Source organism: Nocardia sp. CDC159, assembly GCF_023740735.1.
Classification (GTDB): domain Bacteria; phylum Actinomycetota; class Actinomycetes; order Mycobacteriales; family Mycobacteriaceae; genus Nocardia; species Nocardia pulmonis.
In genome coordinates this window covers 61,877-80,048 of sequence record NZ_JAMRXH010000021.1, presented here as the reverse complement: position 1 = coordinate 80,048, position 18,172 = coordinate 61,877, and the positions used below count along the sequence as shown (strand labels likewise).

The following is an 18,172-nucleotide window of genomic DNA, read 5'->3' as shown; positions in this document are numbered from 1 at the left end:
CGGCCCGCGTTACCGGCAGTCGGTCCCCGGAACCGTGTACACCCCGTCCGCGAGCCGGGCTTCCGCACCCAGCAGCACATCCGCCTCGAGCTGGCGGATCTGCTTGGCCGGGGTGCCGTCACCGCCCAGGCGGCGATCGGCGGGCCGCTCGTACAGCGGGGCCCCGCCGCACATCGCCTCGACCAGCCGCTGACGTCCGGCGAGCTGACGCCCCTCGGCGCGGCGCAGGTACTGCTCGCGCCGGGCCGGGTCGATGGCCTCGAGGAAGGCCTGCGGATGCACGATCGCCAGCAGGCCCGAGACGTGGCCGAAGCCGAGCGAGGTGACCAGACCGGCCTTGAGCGGGAAGCGATCTCCCATCCGCAGCGGTTCGCGCAGCCACACCAGGTGCGGATACTCGGCCATCTTCTCGTCCACGCAGTCGAGGCTGCGGTTGGGCGGGATGACGCCGTGGGCGAGCACCTGGCACAGGCCGATCATCTGGAACGCCGCCGCGCCGCCCTTCGCATGCCCGGTGAGGGACTTCTGCGAGATGACGAACAGCGGGGCGCCGTCGGAGCGACCCAGCGCCGCGGCGAGCCGCTCGTGCAGCTCGGACTCGTTGGGATCGTTGGCGGCGGTGGAGGTGTCGTGCTTGGACACCACCGCGATGTCATCGGCCGAGACGCCCAGCTTGCGCAGCTCGTTCGCCAGCCGCGACTGCGCCCCGCCGCGCCCGGCGCTCAGCGCGCCCAATCCCGGTGCGGGAATGGAGGTGTGCACGCCGTCGGCGAAGGACTGCGCGTAGGCCACCACGCCCAGCACCGGCAGCCCCATCTCGACCGCCACGCTGCCGCGCGCCAGCAGCACCGTGCCGCCGCCCTGGGATTCGACGAAGCCGCCGCGACGGCGATCGTTGGCCCGCGAGAAGTAGCGGTCGCTGATCCCCTTGGCGCTCATGGCCGCCGAATCCGCGGTCGCCGACATGTCGCCGAAGCCGACGATGCCCTCGATGCCCAGATCGTCGTAACCACCGGCCACGACCAGATCGGCCTTGCCCAGCTTGATCTTGTCGACACCCTCCTCGACCGACACCGCCGCCGTGGCACACGCCGCCACCGGATGGATCATCGCGCCGTAGCTGCCGACGTAGGACTGCACCACATGCGCCAGCGCGACATTCGGCAGGGCCTCCTGCAGGATGTCGTTGGCCCGCGGCTCACCCAGCAGGTTGTCGATGTAGAGCGAGCGCATCGACGACATGCCGCCCATGCCGGTGCCCTGGGTGTTGGCCACCATCGCCGGATGCAGCCAGCCCATCAGCTCGGCCGGGGTGAATCCGGAGGACAGGAACGCGTCGACGGTGCAGACGATGTTCCACAGCGCCACCCGGTCGATCGAACCCGCCATATCCGCCGAGACGCCCCACTTGGTGGGATCCCAGCCGGTCGGGATCTGGCCGCCGACCGTGCGCGACAGCTTCGCCCGCCGCGGCACCCGAATCTCGGTGCCCGCCTTGCGCGTCACCTGCCAGTCGCCCGAATCCGCCACCGGGGTGATGACCGTCGAATCCGGATTGGCCGCGTAGAACGCCCGCGCCTCGGCCTCGCTGTTCACCACGAAGCTCAGATCCTTGTCGAGGAACACCGAGGTGAGCAGCGGCGCGGTGTTGTCGGTCATGGCGCCGTCGTCGCCGTAGCGGCGGATGCCGCAGCGCTCCACGACCGCGTCGTGATACCGCTCGGCCAGCTCGGATTCGTCGACGTAGTCCCCGGTCTCGGCGTCGTACCAACCCGGCTTGGGATCGTTCTCCCAGGTGACCATGCCGGTCGTCCAGGCCAGTTCCAGCACGCCCGCGGTGGACAGCCGGTCGTCGACCTCCATCTCGAACCGGGTCCGTGCCGAACCGTAGGGGCCGAGCTCACCGGCGCCGACGATCACGACCATATCGTCGAGATCCGCCGTGACAGCGCCCCATTCGGGGGTCGGCAGCGCCGAGGTCAGCGTCGGCGGGGTCGGCAGGGCCGAGATCGTGCGCCCCTCGGATTCGATTGCCTCCGAGGAGCCTTCGTCCGGCTCGGCCTGCTTGGCCAGCGCGGGCAGATCCAGCTTGGCCCGCGCCAGGCCGCCGGTGAGGTCGATCTGCTGCGGCCCCTGCGTGGTCACCACCCGTGCCCGCGAGGTGCACCACTTGAGCAGTTCGTCGGCCATCTCCTGGGTCGACCAGGTCTGCACCCCGGCCTTCTCGACCGCGGCCACCAGCGGATCGTTGTGGCCCATCAGCCCGGTGCCGCGCACCCAGCCGATCAGCGCGTGCACCAGTGTGACCCGCTGCGCCCAGGACTTCTCCGCGCGCCACTTGGCCACCACCGCGTCCAGCGCCGCCTTGGACTCGCCGTACGCGCCGTCGCCGCCGAACATGCCGCGGTTGGGCGAACCCGGCAGCACCACATGCAGTTTCGAATCCACATCGTGGTCGGCGCCGAGCTTGGACAGCCCGCCGATCAACCGCTCCACCGACCACAGCAGCACCCGCATCTCCAGCTCCGCGCGAGCGCCCGCATCGGAGAGGTCACCGGCCACCCGCGGCGCGGCGAACGGCAGCAACAGCGTCGGGGTCATGGCGGGTTTGACCAAAACCTTCGCGCCACCGGCATTGTCGGTCTGCTCGTTGCCGACCCAGTCGATCAGGGCATCGATGTCCTGATACGAGGCCATATTCGCGGGCACCACCCACAGCGCCGCACCGTGGCGGGCGTGCTCGCGGTAGAGCGTCTTGTAGAAGCTCAGCCGCGCGTCGTTGAGCCGCGAGGTGGTCACCACGACGGTCGCACCACCGGCCAGCAGCCGCCCGGCGACCGCCGCGGCGATGGAACCCTTACTGGCACCGGTGATCACGGCCGTATCCGAGGACCAGACGCCCGCCTCACGGGTCTGGCGCGCCACCTCGGCAATGCGCTCGTAGGTCCCGGCCAGCACCGAGCGGGCCTGCTTCATAGCGCGCTGCCGCCACCAGTCCGCCTGCGCCGCAACGGCGTCCCCGGCACCGGCGAATCCGTCGGTGGGCAGCTCCGCCACCCGCGCGTCCTCGGCCAGCCACAGCCGGGCGAGATCCTCGCGGGCGCTGGCCCACCGGTCGTCGATCAGCACCGCCTGGCGACCGTCGAACACCGGGGCGACCAGACGCGGCCAGTCCGAACCCAATTCGGCCGACACCAGATCGACCAGCGAGTCGTCGGTGGCCTCCGGGGCCGACGCCTGCTCGGCGTGCCCGAGCGATTCCAGGATCACCCGGGCAGCCTGTGCCAGCACGCCGTCGCGGCCGGTGATCTGCTCGGTGAACTCGCCCAGCGCCGCCGCGTCCACGGTCGCGCCGCCGCCACCGCCCGCGCTGGGCAGGCTCACGCTGATCCCGCGCCGCGCCGCGACCGCCTGGACGGCCGCATCGATGGCCGCGTCCACCGCGGCCCCGTCGGACAGCGCACCCGAGACCAGCCCGCCCAGTTCGCCGCCGCGCACGCTCGCGCCCTCGCGGGTACCCAGCGACACCTCGGCGGTGACGTGGTGTGCCCAGCCGTCGCCGAGCTGCCAGACCTTCTTGACCCGATCGGCGACCGCCGCCGGGCGCTTGCCGGACGGGCCGAAGACCTTGCGCAGATGATCGCCGATGGCATCGGACAGCACCGACCCGAACGGCTTGTAGGTGCGGGCGAGCCGCTCCACGGTCGCCGACAGCGCGCCCATGTCCGCATCCGCCGCGCCGTCGATCGCGCCCAGCGACAGCTCCGAACCGAGGTCCACCAGCAGCTGATTGCGCCGCGAGGACACACCGTCGCACAGGCCCTCGATGGTGTCCACCGGGCCGATCTGATCCAGCCGCAGCTTGGTCCACAGCGCGATCAGCACACGGGTGGCGTCGGCGGCGGTGAAGGCGATGTCGTCGGGGCGGGGGCCGCCGGTGGGGGCGGAGGCGGGCACAGCGCTGGGCGCCGCCGCCGCGGGGGTGGCCGAAACCGCTTCGGCCACGGTCTCTTCCGGCTCGTCGGCCGGAGCCGGATCGGTATCGGTCGCGTACACGACCGCGGCCTCGCGCTCGATATTGAGCACCTCGACCTTGGCGGTGCCGAACTGCGGCAGCTTGAGCGTATTGCTTGCCAGATTCGCCACGGTCGGCGTCGCGGCCAGACCGATCTCGATGAACCGCTCCACGCCGAGCCCGCCGTGCGCGGTATCGGTGAACAGCAGGTCCTGGGTCTCGATCCAGCGCACCGGGCTGGCGAACTGCCAGGCCAGCAGCTCGATCAGCACCACCCGGCACAGCTCGTTCGGCCGCGCGGCCCAGTCGTCCCAGTCGGCCAGCACCCGAGCCAGTGGCTCGGAGGGCACGTATCCGGCGATCTCGGCGATGAAGTCTCGCTCGAGCGAGAACGGCCGCGGCACCAGGTTCGGAATGTAGCGCCCGGCAAGCACTTCCGGATGCAGGTCGGCGGGCAGCAGCTCCTCGAGCTTGGTTCGGAACTCCGGAACACCCTTGCGCAGCACCGTGGAATGGAACGGCACATCGATGCCGGGCACCAGGATGAACGCCCGCTTGCCGCCGAATTCCGCACGGCGACGCTCGATTTCGGCCTCCAGCTCCTCGAGACCGCGGACCGTGCCCGCGATCGCGTACTGGGCCCCGCGCAGGTTCAGGTTCACCACCTCGAGGAATTCCCCGGACCGCTCGGCGATGCTCGCCACGAAGTCCACGACCTCGGCATCGGGCAGACCGATCTGGGAGGGGCGAATGGCGGCCATCCGATAGTCGCTGCGGCCCTGGGCATCCCGGGGCACCAGCTCGTGCATGGCCGAGCCGCGCTGGAACACCACCTCGAGCACCGCCTCCAGCGGCAGCACCCCGGCGACGGCGGCCAGCGCGTTGTACTCGCCGACCGAATGCCCGGCCAGCATGGCGCCCTCCACGAACGCACCGGCCTCGCGCAGCTCCGCGACCTGGGCCACACCGAGGGTCGCCATGGCGACCTGGGTGAACTGGGTCAGATGCAGGACCCCCTGCGGGTGGCGGTATTCCACGCCACGCGCCTTGAGGAAGGTCGGGTTGTCGCGCACCACGGCCAGAATCGAGAAGCCCAGCGCCTCGCGGGTGTGCTTGTCGGCGCGGTCCCAGACCTCCTTGGCAGCCTTGGAGCGCGAGCGCGCGTCCAGACCCATCCCCTTGGTCTGAATGCCCTGCCCCGGGAAGGCGTAGACGGTCCTGGGAGCCGCGATCCGGCCGGTCGCGGCCATCACCAGCTGACCGCCGGTGCGGCAGGACACCTCGACGATCTCGCTGCCGCGATCCACCGCGACCCGCTCGACCCGCACATCGATCTCCGCACCCGGGCGCACCATGCCCAGGAAACGCGTGGTCCAAGCGGTCAAAGTCCGTGGCGGCAAGGCCGATTCGGGATCGATCGCCGAGACCGCGTGCTGCGCGGCGGCCGACAGCCACATGCCGTGCACGATCGGGCTGCCCAACCCGGCCAGCTTGGCCGCGGCCTCGCTGGTGTGAATCGGGTTGTGATCGCCGGAGACCTCCGCGAACGCGGCCATCGCCCGCGGCGCGGTGATGGTCACATCGCGACGCCTCCTGCGGGGCGTGTCGGTCACCTCGGCCGACACCGTGCCCGCGGCGCGCGGCGGATCGGTCAGCGTGTGCTGACCGTTGCGGCCGCGAATCGCGAAGCGCTCGGTGAGGGTGGCGACGGTGGGCATCGACATGCCGGTCTCGACCTTGTCGAGCATCGCCGTGATCTTCACCCGCACCTCGACGACGCGGCCCATATCGGTGTCGACGGTCTCGCCCGCCTCCGCGCGCACCGCGAGAACGCTTGTGGCCGAGGGCAATTCACCGCACAGATCGATCTGGTGATCGAGGTGGACCAGATCCAGCATGCCCTCGATGACACCGAGCCCGTCGGCGGTGCGGGTGGCGCCCAGCACCGCGAACACCGCGGGCCAGCACGCGCCCACCAGCACGTCCGGCACGACGCGGCCGATGGTGCTCAGCGTGGGCGGCAGCCCCGAGCCGGTGACTCCGGCGTGGTCGGCGATCAGGTCCGGGGTCCAGGCCAGATTCACGTGCGCGACATGAGTCCCGTTGGCGGACTTGACCTCCGGCAGCTCCCGCCCGGCGGCCACCGCCAGCAGCGCCGACATCGCGGCCTCGGCGTCGCCCTCGGTGATCACCGGCGCGCCACCGTTGTAGACCGACGTCGGCACGGTGATCCGGATGCGCACCGCGTCGCTACCCAGTAGCGGCACGGTCAGTTCCACGTAGGCGTGGTCCTCGGGCCCCTCGGTGGCGACCAGTGTCGCGCCGGTCGGGTGGTGCACCACACCCTTCTCGTCGGCGCTCCATTTATCCAGATCACCCAGGCGGTGCACGGGATTGACGGTGGTACGCCCGGCCCACTGCACATCGGGGGCGGCCAGCACGATATCGATCGCACCCGCGGTCACCTCGACGCGACGGCGGCCGTCCACGGCCCGGGGGGCGACCCCGCCGCGGATCAGCGCGTAGGCGGTGTCCTGTTCGAAGCGGTCCAGCAGTTCGCCCACGGGCTCGTCGGCGCGGGTGATGCCCGCGACCGAGACGGTTCCCGGGATGACGCAGACCTGATCGGCCGAATAGCGCGGATCATGGGCCTGCCACAGCGAATCCGAACGCCACCAGCGCCGCACGTCGGCATCGACCACCGGCACGAAGTTGACCGGCTTGCCCGGGGTCTTGCACAGCGAAACGAAGAACGGCACATCCGCCGGGTGCAGCACGGTATTGGCCGCGGCCGGGTAGGTCTCCTTCAGACGGCAGATCGCCTGCACCGGCTGCTCGAACGCGTCGTCGGTGGCGAACAGCGAGGCGATCGCGCCGCGATCGGCCGGATGCAGCCGGGATTCGGTGCGGCGCATCATCTCCGCGAACCGGTCGCGCCAGGTGATGTCCAGCCACACCGAGCGGTTGACGTCGGCGAGCACGTCGCCGAAATCGGTGCCGCAGTCGAAATCCTTGCGCCGGTCCAGGCCGACGGCCAGCTCGACGTAGCGCTCCAGCCACTCCAGGTAGGTCATGGTCGCCACATCGCCGAAATACGGCTTGGCCGTGCGGTTGAGCGCCTCGATGATCTCGCCGCGCCGCGCCGCGACCGCCTCGGCGTCGCCCGCGACCTCGTCCAGCAGCCTGCCGGTGCGCGAGGCGGAGTTGTCGATCTCGTGAATGTCCGCGCCCAATTGGCTACGGCCCGAGGCCATTCCACCGGAGGCGGTGCCCGCGGCCACCCAGTCCGGGGTGCCGGGGGTGGCCACCAGCAGCTGCTTCACCTCGGGGGCGGTGGTGGCCTCGAGCGTGGCCATGGCCGCCGTGCCGACCAGCACGCCGTCCAACGGCATGACCGGATAACCGTGTGGCAGCGCCCATTCGCCGGTCAGGTACTCGGTGGCGCGTTCGGGGGTGCCGATGCCGCCGCCGACGCAGATGATCACATTGGCGCGGTTGCGCAGCTCGGCGTAGGTGGCCAGCAGCAGGTCGTCGAGGTCCTCCCAGGAGTGATGCCCACCGGCCTTACCGCCCTCGATGTGCATGATCACCGGGTAGTTCGGCACCGCGTCGGCGATGCGCAGCACGGCCCGGATCTGGGCGACCGTACCGGGTTTGAAGGCCACGTGGGTGATGCCGACCTCGGTCAGCTCCTCGATCAGCGCCACGGCCTCGTCGAGTTCGGGGATGCCCGCGGTCACCACGACGCCGTCGAACGGCGCGCCCGCGGCCCGCGAACGCTGCACCAGCCGCTTGCCGCCCAGCTGGAGCTTCCACAGGTAGGGATCCAGGAACAGCGAGTTGAACTGCACCGCGCGCCCCGGATGCAGCAGCGTCTTCAGCTCGGCCACCCGGTCGGCGAAGATCTGCTCGGTCACCTGACCGCCACCGGCCAGCTCGGCCCAGTGGCCCGCATTCGCCGCGGCCGCAACGATTTTCGCGTCCACGGTGGTCGGGGTCATGCCGGCGAGCAGAATCGGCGAGCGGCCGGTCAGCCGGGTGAACGAGGTCTCCACCACGATGCGGCCGTTGGGCAGGCGCACCGGCTTGGGGGCGTAGGCGGACCACGCGGGCGCGACCTCGGGCGCCGCGCCCGGGGTGAACAGGCTGCGCTGGCCGGGGCGGGTGGACGCGGCGACGATGCCGACACCGGTGCCCTTGAGCGAGCCGAGGGTCAGGCGGGTGAGCAGATCGCCGGGGCCCAGATCCAGGATCCAGTCGGTCTCCTGACCCACCACCGTGTCCACGATCTCCACCCAGTCCACCGGATCGACCAGGATCCGGCGGGTGAGCTCGACGGCCGTCTCGCCGTCGATACCGCACTGATTCGCCCATCCCGCAACGAGATCCACGGTGTCGGCCAGGGCCGGGTGGTGGAAGGCGACCTCGACCTCGACATCCTCGAACACCGGAGCGAACACCGCGCCACCGCGCTTCTTGGCCTCGCGCTCGCGGGTCTGCTCGTCGTGGATCTCGGCGCAGCGCTGGCGTACCCGCTCGAGCTGGGCGACGGTACCCGACAGCACCGCCCGGCGACGGCCGTTGCGGATCGAGACCACCGCCGCCGCAACGGGATCCACGCCCTGCGACACCTCGGCCACGACCTCGCGCAGCCGCTCCGGATCGACGTTGGACACCGCCACCATGGGCGAGCGCTCCCCGATCGGGAGCAGACCGCGCCGACGGGCGACGAGAGTGGCCGCGGCGCCGATCAATTGGGCCAGCGCGAGCAGTTCGGCATCGCGCTCACCACCGGCGCGCGCGGCAGCGGCGGCCAGCAGGCCCTGGGAGTGCCCGACGATCGCGACCGGCGCGTGCGCGGCCGGATCCAGGCCCTGCAGCTTCAGCGCCCGCAGCGCGGCCACCTGGGTCAGGAACACACCGGGCATGGAGATCGCGGCCGAGCGCAGCGCCTGCTCCGACGGCGCCGCCGATACCTCGCCCTGCTCGGGATCGGCCAGATCGTCCTCGAGCATCCACGCGATCGGGTCGAAACCCATGGGGCGCACCGTGAGCAGCTTCGCCGCCACCGGCTCCAGCAGCGCGGCCGCCTCGTTCACCAACGCCGTCAGCTCGGGCTCCAGAGCGCCGTCGCGCCCGATCTCGTCGAGTTCGCCCAGCCACCGCGCACCCTGCCCACCGAAGGCCAGGGCATAGGTCTCGCCTCCCAGCAGCCGATCCAGCAGCGACGCCTTGACCGCCCTGTCCGCCGCTCCCCCAGCCGCCACCTTCGCGCTCGATCCGGTCCCGGTGCTCTCGTTGATCGTCAAGACGTATCGACTTCCTTCTCATGGCGGCTCGTCCCTCGAGGGGGCCGCTCCTCCGTGCGCAGGTGTCCCTCGCCCCTGAGGACCTGATTGCAGCCGAGGATGGCACAAAATCATGAGGGATTCCTCATGTTCCACCGCCGACCAGGGGGTTACCCCTCGGTATTCCGGTACCCCCGTCCAAGAATCCCCCGAAACATGACTCTCCCTCATGTTTCAAACCCGCTGCTCCCACCCCGTTACCGACCGTTAGTAAAGTTGAGGGTCCCTCACATTGCCCGTTACCAAATTGTTATAATCCCAGGTGGTGTTACTCACCAGTACGAAACACCCGACCAGTGCTTCGCGAACCCGGTCAAGCCCGGTAGAGTTTGGACGGTCGTACCATCATGCGCGAGTGGCGAAATTGGCAGACGCGCTGGATTTAGGTTCCAGTGTCCTCGGACGTGGGGGTTCAAGTCCCCCCTCGCGCACCACATCCCCAGCAGTTCCGTTGGTTTCGACGGACGTGCGTTCAATGGACCCCGCGCGTTGTGATCAGGCACAACGACGGCGGCGATTTATGAGGCGAGGATCCATGCCGCGGCGGTCTCGAGACTGAGAGCGTGGGCCGGTGGACATCGGCCAGGGACGCTACTTCGAGGATTTCGTCGTGGGTGAGGTCTACCGGCATGTGGCCGGGCGCACGGCCACCCAGACCGGCAACATCTGGTGGAGCCTGCTGACGCAGAACGCGCCCCACTCCACTTCGACGCCCGCTACCGGCGCGCCCTCGGTCGAGATCCCGGTCGCCGTGGTGGGGAAGCCATCCCGACATTCGAGTAGGTCACCGAGTGACCTATACGGCCCATAGCGTCGTGGCCGACAGAATGAGAGGAGTCGTTGTGGAGATCGTGATCGACGGCGCGCGGGAGCACAATCTGAAGAACGTCTCGCTGTCGGTTCCGAAGGACACCGTCACGGTGTTCACCGGCGTCTCCGGTTCGGGGAAGTCGTCACTGGTGTTCGGGACTGTCGCGGTGGAGTCGCAGCGCCAGCTGGGTGAGACGTTCACGACGTTCGTGCGCGCCCGGATGCCACACTACGAGAAGCCGGATGTGGATCGGATCGAGGGTTTGACCACCGCGGTGGTGGTGGATCAGAAGCCGATCGGCGGCAATGCCCGCTCGACTGTCGGCACCGCCACCGATATCTATTCGATCATCCGCGTACTGTTCTCCCGCGCCGGGGAACCATCGGCGGGGATGGCGACGGCATACTCGTTCAACACGCCCGAAGGTGCGTGCCCGCGTTGTGACGGGCTCGGTCGGACCACCACCGTCGATCTGGACGCCATGATCGACCGGTCGTTGTCGCTGAACCAGGGGGCATTGCGGTTTCCGCTGTTCGCGGTCGGCACCGTGCAGTGGCAGATGTTCGCCGCCTCGGGACTGTTCGACCTGGACAAGCCGGTCGCCGAGTACAGCGAGACCGAGTGGGACAACCTCGTCCACGGCCCCCGCGAGGGTTCGGAGCCGACGCGGTCCGGCCCGTGGACGAGCTATGAGGGCCTGCTCGACAAGTTCCACCGCCTGTATCTGAATCGAGATCTGTCGACGCTGTCGGCGCGCACGCGAAAGGCCTTGGAGCAGTGCACGACCCAGGGCGTGTGCCCGCTGTGTCGCGGGGCGCGGCTCAACCGGGCGGCGCTGCGGACGAGGATCAACGGTCACACCATCGACGACTACGCGATCATGGAGGTGGCCGAACTCGTCGAGGTGCTCGGCAAGATCGACCATCCGCTCGGTACACCGTTGGCCGAGCAGGCCATTGCCGGATTGCGGCGGCTGGTCGACATCGGTTTGGGTTATCTGAACCTGGGCCGCGAGACGACCACCCTGTCCGGTGGTGAGGCGCAGCGATTGAAGATGGTGCGGTTTCTCGGTTCCTCGCTGACTGGGATGACCTACATCTTCGACGAGCCGAGCGTGGGCCTGCACCCGCGTGATGTGGGCCGGATGAACACGCTGCTGAAACAGTTGCGGGACAAGGGAAATACTGTGCTGGTGGTCGAACACGATCGCGACGTCATCGCGGTGGCCGACCACCTCGTCGACATGGGTCCGGCGGCCGGTGTCCACGGCGGCGAGATCGTCTATACAGGCGACTATGCCGGCCTGTGCGCTGCCGACACCGCCACCGGTCGCGCGCTCCGCCGCCGTGGCGCCGTGAAATCCGAATTCCGCACGCCCACTGGGTATCTACGTGTCGAGCACGCGAACCTGCACAATCTGCGCGATGTGAGCGTCGATGTCCCCACCGGCGCGCTCACGGTATTCACCGGCGTCGCGGGCTCGGGGAAGTCGACACTCGTGACGGAGGTCTTCGCCGCCGAGCACCCCGAGTCCGTCGTCGTCGATCAGGCCGGGTTGGGCATCTCCCCGCGGTCGACGCCGGTGAGCCATCTCGGTGTCATGGACCGCATCCGCAAGGCATTCGCCGACGCCAATGGCGTTGACGCCGGGCTTTTCTCGTTCAACAGCAAAGGCGCGTGCCGCGGCTGTGGCGGCCGCGGCGAGATCACCGCCGACATGGCGTTCATGGATCCGGTGACCACGAGTTGCGAACGCTGCCACGGCAACCGCTACGACCCCGACGTCCTCGCCTACACCCTGGGCGGCAAGACCATCGTGGACGTGCTGGCCCTGACCGCGGAAGAGGCCGCGCAGTTGTTCCCCGACCGCACGATCCGCCGTGGGATCAGTTCACTGGTCGATGTCGGGCTCGGCTATCTCACGCTCGGACAACCCCTGTCGACACTGTCCGGCGGCGAACGCCAACGGCTGAAGCTCGCGGGCGAACTCGGCAAATCCGGTGGCATCTACATCCTCGACGAACCCACCACCGGCCTGCACATGTCCGATATCGACACCCTGCTGAACCTGCTGGACCGCCTGGTCGACGCGGGCAACACCGTGCTGGTCGTCGAACACGACCTCGATGTCATCGAGCACGCCGACCACATCATCGACCTCGGTCCCGGCGGCGGCCGCCACGGTGGCCGCATCGTCTTCGAAGGCACCCCGGCCGAACTGCTCGAGGCTCGGAACTCCCACACCGCGGAGTACGTCAGGCGTGACCTCGACCGCGGGATGTCGGCACCCGGCGCCTGACGAGACGTCCTGTACCGCAATCGAATAAACACCAAAGGAGACAAATTCATGACTTTCATGACCCCCGGGCAAGTAGTCTGGTTCGAAATCGGTATCGACGCGGCCGATCCGGTGCAGAAGTTCTACAGCGAGTTGCTGGGCTGGACCTATGAGCTGGATCCGGATTCCTCCATCGACGGCCGCCGCTACATTCGCATCATCGCTCCGGGCGCACCGTTCCCGATGGGTGCGATCAGTGAAGCCCCGGGCGCCCCGGCACGGATCAACCTGTCGATCCTGTCCACCGATGTGCGCGCCGATGTCGACAGGCTTGCGAAACTCGGTGCCGCCGTGGAGATTCCGGCGACTCAGGTCGCCGATGTCACCTGGTTCGCGGTACTCACCGATCCGCGGGGCAACCCGTTCTCACTGTTCTCCCGCTCGGAGTCCGAGCGGTTCGAGGAACGGATGCGGAAGGGCGAGAAGGCCATCGAGGAAGCCAAATACCAGCCGACTCCCGGATCCATGGGCTGGTTCGAACTGGGCACCACCGACGCCGCGACCACGCAAGACTTCTATACCAGGGCGTTCGGCTGGAAATTCGTCCTCGACGACGGCGCCAATGCCACGCGGTACCACATCTTCACGGGCGATGACCGCCCCTCGGGCGGGATGTACGACCAGGGCCCCGACGGCGTCGATTATCTGATGCCTTCCTTCCTGGTCGACGATGTCCCGGCAGCCACCGCCATCGCCGCGGAACTCGGCGGCGGCATCGAACTCGCCCCGGACGCCGCTCCTGACGGGCTGGTGTTCTCCCGCATACGCGACCCACGCGGGCTGCGATTCGGCCTGTGGTCGCTGCCGAAGGCCGCTACTTCCGGGCCACGGCGGCACAGCAGTTGACCCGTTCATCCAGACCCGGGCCGAGGGGATCGATATCGGGGCGCAACCAGCACGGTGGTTCGATTGGCCGCCACCGGTGCGGCGCCCCGATCCCTGGTTCGACCAACTCCAGGCCGGAGAAGAAGCGCCCGATCTCTTTCCGGGTGCGGGCCTGGAACGGGACACCGCCGTCGCGGAACACCTCGACGACGCGGTGCACGGTGTCGGGGTCGAAGTCGACGGTCAGGTGCGAAATCACCAAATACGAGCCCGGGGCCAGCGCATCGAGCAACGTCGACACCGCCTTGTATGGGTCGCGATCGTCGGGCAGAAAATGCAGCACCGCGATCAGGCTCAGCGCTACCGGCTGATCCAGATCCAGGGTTTCTCGCAGCTGCGGGGCGGTCAGGATCGATTCCGGATCGGCGGCGTCGGCGTGCACATAGGCGGTGCGGCCCTGCGGAGTTCCCCGCAACAACGCCTGCGCGAACGCCATGACCAGCGGATCGTTGTCGACGTACACCACCCGCGCGTCCGGCGCGATCTGCTGGGCGACCTGATGCAGATTCGGTTCGGTCGGAATGCCGGCGCCGATGTCGAGGAACTGACGAATACCGACCTGCGATGCGAGATACCAGGTCGCGCGATGCATGAACGCCCGGTTGATTCGCGCGGCCACACCCACCGAGGGAAAGACCCGCTGGATCTGCGTGGCGTACTCGCGATCGACCTGATAGTTGTCCTTTCCACCGAGAAAGTAGTCGTACATGCGCGCCGAATGCGGGCGCTGCTGCTGCAGATCCCCGCTTCGGTCCCGACCGTTGCCGACCGACACGAACGACCACTCCTTCCGGGCACCACCGGTACCAACCAGCACGATCACGAAAGCCTTTGCCGCACAATAACCATACCGGGCGCCGCATCGACCGGGGCCCGACCAGCAGACTTCGGCCGCACGACCGACCAGATCGCCCAGGTCGGAACCCACGAGCGGACCCGGTTCCCGGGGCACGCGGCGGTACTATCGATCCTCGTGTCACCGTCCGATCAGCATGCGCCAGACAACGCGATCCGCTGGTCGACCTATCCGCACAACCGGACCGTCCTCGCCATCACCCACAACACCACGGCCGCCACCCGGCTCTTCGACACCCTGAGCCTGCTGGCACCGGACCCCCGGATACGAATCGACTTCACCCGGATGGGGTCGTCGGTCTTCGACACCGATGCCAGCGAATTCCTCGGCTCCCGAGGGACTCGCGAAATACCGTGGAAGCAGGCGCTTCTCGGCGAATACGATCTGGCGGTCTCCGCGAGTTATGGAGGAAAGCTCCACAAAGTTCGAGCTCCATTGATAGTCGTCCCTCACGGAATGGGATACAATAAATACCTGCAAAAGAACAAAGAACAAAGAACAAAGAACAAAGAACAAAGAACAAAGAACAAAGAACAAAGAACAAAGAACAAAGAACATTCGGTATTCGGTCTGTCGCCGGACTGGTTGCTGCACAAGGGCAGGGTCGTCCCATCGCTCATCGTCCTGTCACACCACGAACAACGGGAACGGCTGTTTCGCGACTGCCCACAAGCCGTCGCCAAATCACTGGTAGCCGGTGATATCTGTTACGACCGGCTCTGCGCGAGCATGCCGCTGCGCCCGAGCTATCGGCGCGCCTTCGGCCTCGGTCCCCGGCAGCGACTGGTGCTGATCTCCTCCACCTGGGGCCCCGATTCGCTGCTCGCCAGCGAGCCGGATCTGCCGCGTAGGCTCGCCGCCGCGCTGCCCGCGGACGAATTCCGCATCGCACTCGCGATCCATCCCAATATTCGGTCGTATCATTCACGCTGGCAGGTCGAGGCCCATCTCGACGATGCCGCCCGGGCGGGAGTGCATCTGCTGCGCGGTGTCGACGATTGGCGCGCAGCGGTCGTGGCCGCCGATCTCGCCGTGAGCGACCACGGCTCGGTCGGCTTCTATTCGACCGCGCTCGGCAATCCGCTGCTCCTGGCCGCCGCGCCCGAGCACACCGTGGATCCGGATTCACCCATCGCCCAATTGCTGCGGGCGGCACCACGACTCGACGGAACCGCCGACATCGAGGCCCAGATACGGCGGGTGCTCACAGCGCACGATCCGCACCGATATGCGGCCATCACGGCGCTCACGACCTCCGAGCCCGCCGCCGGCGCGCCACTGCTTCGATCCGCCATGTACCGCATGCTGCGGTTGCCGGAGCCGACCGAACCGCCGGATCCCGCCGTGCTCCCGATCCCGGCAGCGCCGCTGCGGGACGCGGACGCGTATCTGGTCCATGTCCGCATCGGCTCCGAGCGCAGTGCCACGATTACCCGGTACTCGGCGGAGCGTCTGCTCACCGACGAGCGCATCGAACCCGACGGCCATCTCGTGGTCGGGGTCGACGGGCCGCGCGGACGCTGGCTGGCGTCCGCCGATGTCCTGATCGGTCGGCCGGGCGGAGCCACGGCGGCGTGGATCGCCGATACGCTCAGGCGGCTGCCCAATTGCGTGATCGCCGCCGCCCCGACCGAAGCCGGTCATTGGCTGCTCGGAAACCGCACTACGGTGGTGCGGGTGCGCGCACCCGACGGCGGCGGTCACCTGTTCGCCTCGGTGGCCTATCGATTGCACGGTCGTGGCGCGCCGCTGGAAGCCATCGCCGGAAGCTGGCGAATCCGTTGCGGCGGAACCGATTATCGATTTTCCGCCGAGGCGACCCGAGCGGAGACGACCGCCGCCGATTCGGTGAAGCACAGCTCGTCGTAGATCTCGAGCCCGGCTCGGTAGCGGTCGACGGCGGCGGATCTGCTTCCGGCCGCCAACCGGCAGTCGCCCAGAGCGACAAGGATTTCCGCCTCGTCGAACCGGCGTCGGCGCTCGCGCATCACGGCCAGCGCCGATTCCAGCGCCGTCTCGGCCTCGCCCCATCGGCCGAGCCGTACAAGCGCTCGCCCCCGCCCAGCAAGAACTTTCGCGCGGTTCTCGGTTTCGTCGTACGTTGCCGCGCCGAATATCGCGTCGGCCTGGGCGAGCAGATCCAAGGCCCGATCCGGATCCTCGGCCTTCGCCAGATGCAACGAGGCCAACGCGATCCGGCGGGTGTCGCCGATCCCGTGCGCGAGCTCGAGGTTGCGCCGGAGCACCGCACGCGCCGGGTCCGGTCGTTGCCGAGCCAGCAGTGTGAGTCCCAGACCTTCCAGCGCCGATGCCTCCAGCTGCGTGGCCACCGACCCGTCCAGGGCGCCGGCAGTATGGGCAGCGGTTTCGAATTCGATTGTCGCCTCGGCTAATTCGCGCAGCCAGTAGTGCAGGAAACCCAACTGCGTGCGCAGCAGGCTCTCGCCCGCCCGGTCTCCGGAGCGGGCGGCCGCCGCGATCGCGTGGAGATGCATCGCACGCATCGCGTCGAGGTGTTTGTCCTTCTCGTGGAACGCCCACAGCAGCACGCACCATCGGATGAGCAGGCGGTCGCGACCCGCGTGGAACGCGTATTCGGCTGCCGCCGCGATATTCGCCAGCTCCGAACGCAACCAGGTTCGGGCCGCGTCGGCGTCATCGAATTCACCGACGCCCGGGCCCGGAAATGCGACGTCGGGGAAGAGCAATGCGCGCCACGGTCGGGCGGGGGCCAGGAGCACATCGGCGTGGCACAGGGCCCGGTCGAAGTACCGGATCAGGTTCTCTTCGCACTTCTCCTGTTCGGCGCCGAGACGCTTGGCCACCGACCGGGCATGGGTCCGCACCGAGGACACCGCCCGGTATCCGTCGTTCTGCTCGACAACCAGAAAGTGCTCGGCCAATTCCAGCATGGCCCAGTCGATCTCATCCCGGGGCATCCCGAGCGCCGCCTCGATGGCCGCCGTGCGCAACCAACCGGCGTGGGAGCGCAGTCCCAGCAATAGGTAGCAGCGCTTGGCGTCATCGGACAGATCTTCGTAGGCGGCGTCGTAGATTTCCGGCAATCCCAATACCTCCGATCGACGATGCTCGTCATTCAGAAGTTCGGCGACTCGGGCTATCGACCGCTGCGGATGGCGGGCCAGCATGCCGCCGACGACACAGATCGCGGCGGGAAGGTTGTCGCACAACGCGAGGATCCGATTCACCGCCTCCGGCTCACGGTCGATCCGGTCGTCTCCGACGATTCGGATCAGCAACTCCCGCGCCGCGGCGTCGGGCAGCGTCGGCACATCGATCACCGTCGTGCCCACGCCGAGGTCGAGCGCCGCATTGCGCGCGGTGATCACCAGGAGCGAGGGCCCGTCGGCCGGGCACAGCCACCGCACCTGCCCCGCCGTCAACGCCCCGTCCACGAATACCGCCATCCGGCGGCCCCGAGTCTTGGTGAGATACCTGCCGTACCGTGCCTCGGGGAGGTCCGGGAGTTCATCTCGCCGATCCCCCAGGGCGATCAGCCCGTCCGCGAGCAGATCCGACACACTCGGCGGTGTGTCACCGTCGGCGAGCGGATAGAACAGCTGCCCGTCGGGAAACCGCTGCGACAACCGGTGCATCACCGCCGTCGCCACGGACGTCGTGCCCACGCCCCGAGCACCGCGGAAGATCACCGTGACGTTCCCCGAACCATCCCGGACCAGCCGTTCGACCCGATCGAGCTCATCCTCGCGATCCACGTGATTGCTGTTCCACGGCGGAAGCTGCCGGGGCACCTCCGCGACCATCGCACCTCCCCCGTACCGTCTCGCCACGAACGTCGAACCTGCCCGCCGAAATGATCGCACCGTACCAGGCGTGCGGTCCACGAAACATGAAACACCACAAGCCAAGTCGCTCCCGCCGACCCGAGGTCTCGACC

The 18,172-nt window shown here is 68.4% G+C and carries 7 protein-coding genes and 1 tRNA gene; 5 read left to right on the top strand and 3 right to left on the bottom strand.

Annotated features, from left to right (window positions below; genetic code table 11):
* Nucleotides 1-9: 9 nt before the first annotated feature.
* Nucleotides 10-9,324, bottom strand: coding sequence for a type I polyketide synthase (locus NDR87_RS32685; RefSeq protein WP_286014307.1), 9,315 nt, complete (start codon nt 9,322-9,324; stop codon nt 10-12).
* A gap of 388 nt (nt 9,325-9,712) precedes the next feature.
* On the opposite strand from NDR87_RS32685, the gene NDR87_RS32680 reads away from it, so the two are divergent.
* From NDR87_RS32680 to NDR87_RS32665, 4 genes are all read left to right on the top strand, one after another.
* Nucleotides 9,713-9,797 (top strand) — tRNA-Leu (locus tag NDR87_RS32680).
* Nucleotides 9,798-9,934: 137 nt separating this feature from the next.
* Nucleotides 9,935-10,174 carry a hypothetical protein gene (locus NDR87_RS32675; RefSeq protein WP_251917721.1) on the top strand — a complete coding sequence of 80 codons (240 nt, stop codon included), beginning with the start codon at nt 9,935-9,937 and terminating at the stop codon, nt 10,172-10,174.
* Nucleotides 10,175-10,205: 31 nt separating this feature from the next.
* A complete protein-coding gene (locus tag NDR87_RS32670) occupies nt 10,206-12,473 on the top strand; it encodes an excinuclease ABC subunit UvrA (protein ID WP_251917720.1) in 2,268 nt (755 codons plus the stop codon).
* 48 nt (nt 12,474-12,521) lie between these two features.
* Nucleotides 12,522-13,358, top strand: a complete 837-nt coding sequence (locus NDR87_RS32665) for a VOC family protein (RefSeq protein ID WP_251917719.1) — start codon at nt 12,522-12,524, stop codon at nt 13,356-13,358.
* On the opposite strand, the gene NDR87_RS32660 is transcribed toward NDR87_RS32665, so the two are convergent.
* Complete coding sequence (locus tag NDR87_RS32660) at nt 13,327-14,172, bottom strand: SAM-dependent methyltransferase (RefSeq protein WP_251917718.1); 846 nt, start codon at nt 14,170-14,172, stop codon at nt 13,327-13,329. The genes NDR87_RS32665 and NDR87_RS32660 overlap by 32 nt on opposite strands.
* A gap of 198 nt (nt 14,173-14,370) precedes the next feature.
* Here NDR87_RS32660 and NDR87_RS32655 point away from each other — a divergent pair, with 198 nt between their 5' ends.
* Nucleotides 14,371-16,122, top strand: coding sequence for a hypothetical protein (locus NDR87_RS32655; RefSeq protein WP_251917717.1), 1,752 nt, complete (start codon nt 14,371-14,373; stop codon nt 16,120-16,122).
* Here NDR87_RS32655 and NDR87_RS32650 read toward each other — a convergent pair.
* On the bottom strand, nt 16,050-18,038 hold the full coding sequence (locus tag NDR87_RS32650; protein WP_251917716.1) for a tetratricopeptide repeat protein: 1,989 nt from the start codon (nt 18,036-18,038) through the stop codon (nt 16,050-16,052). The two genes, NDR87_RS32655 and NDR87_RS32650, sit on opposite strands and share 73 nt — an antisense overlap.
* Between the last annotated feature and the right edge of the window lie 134 nt (nt 18,039-18,172).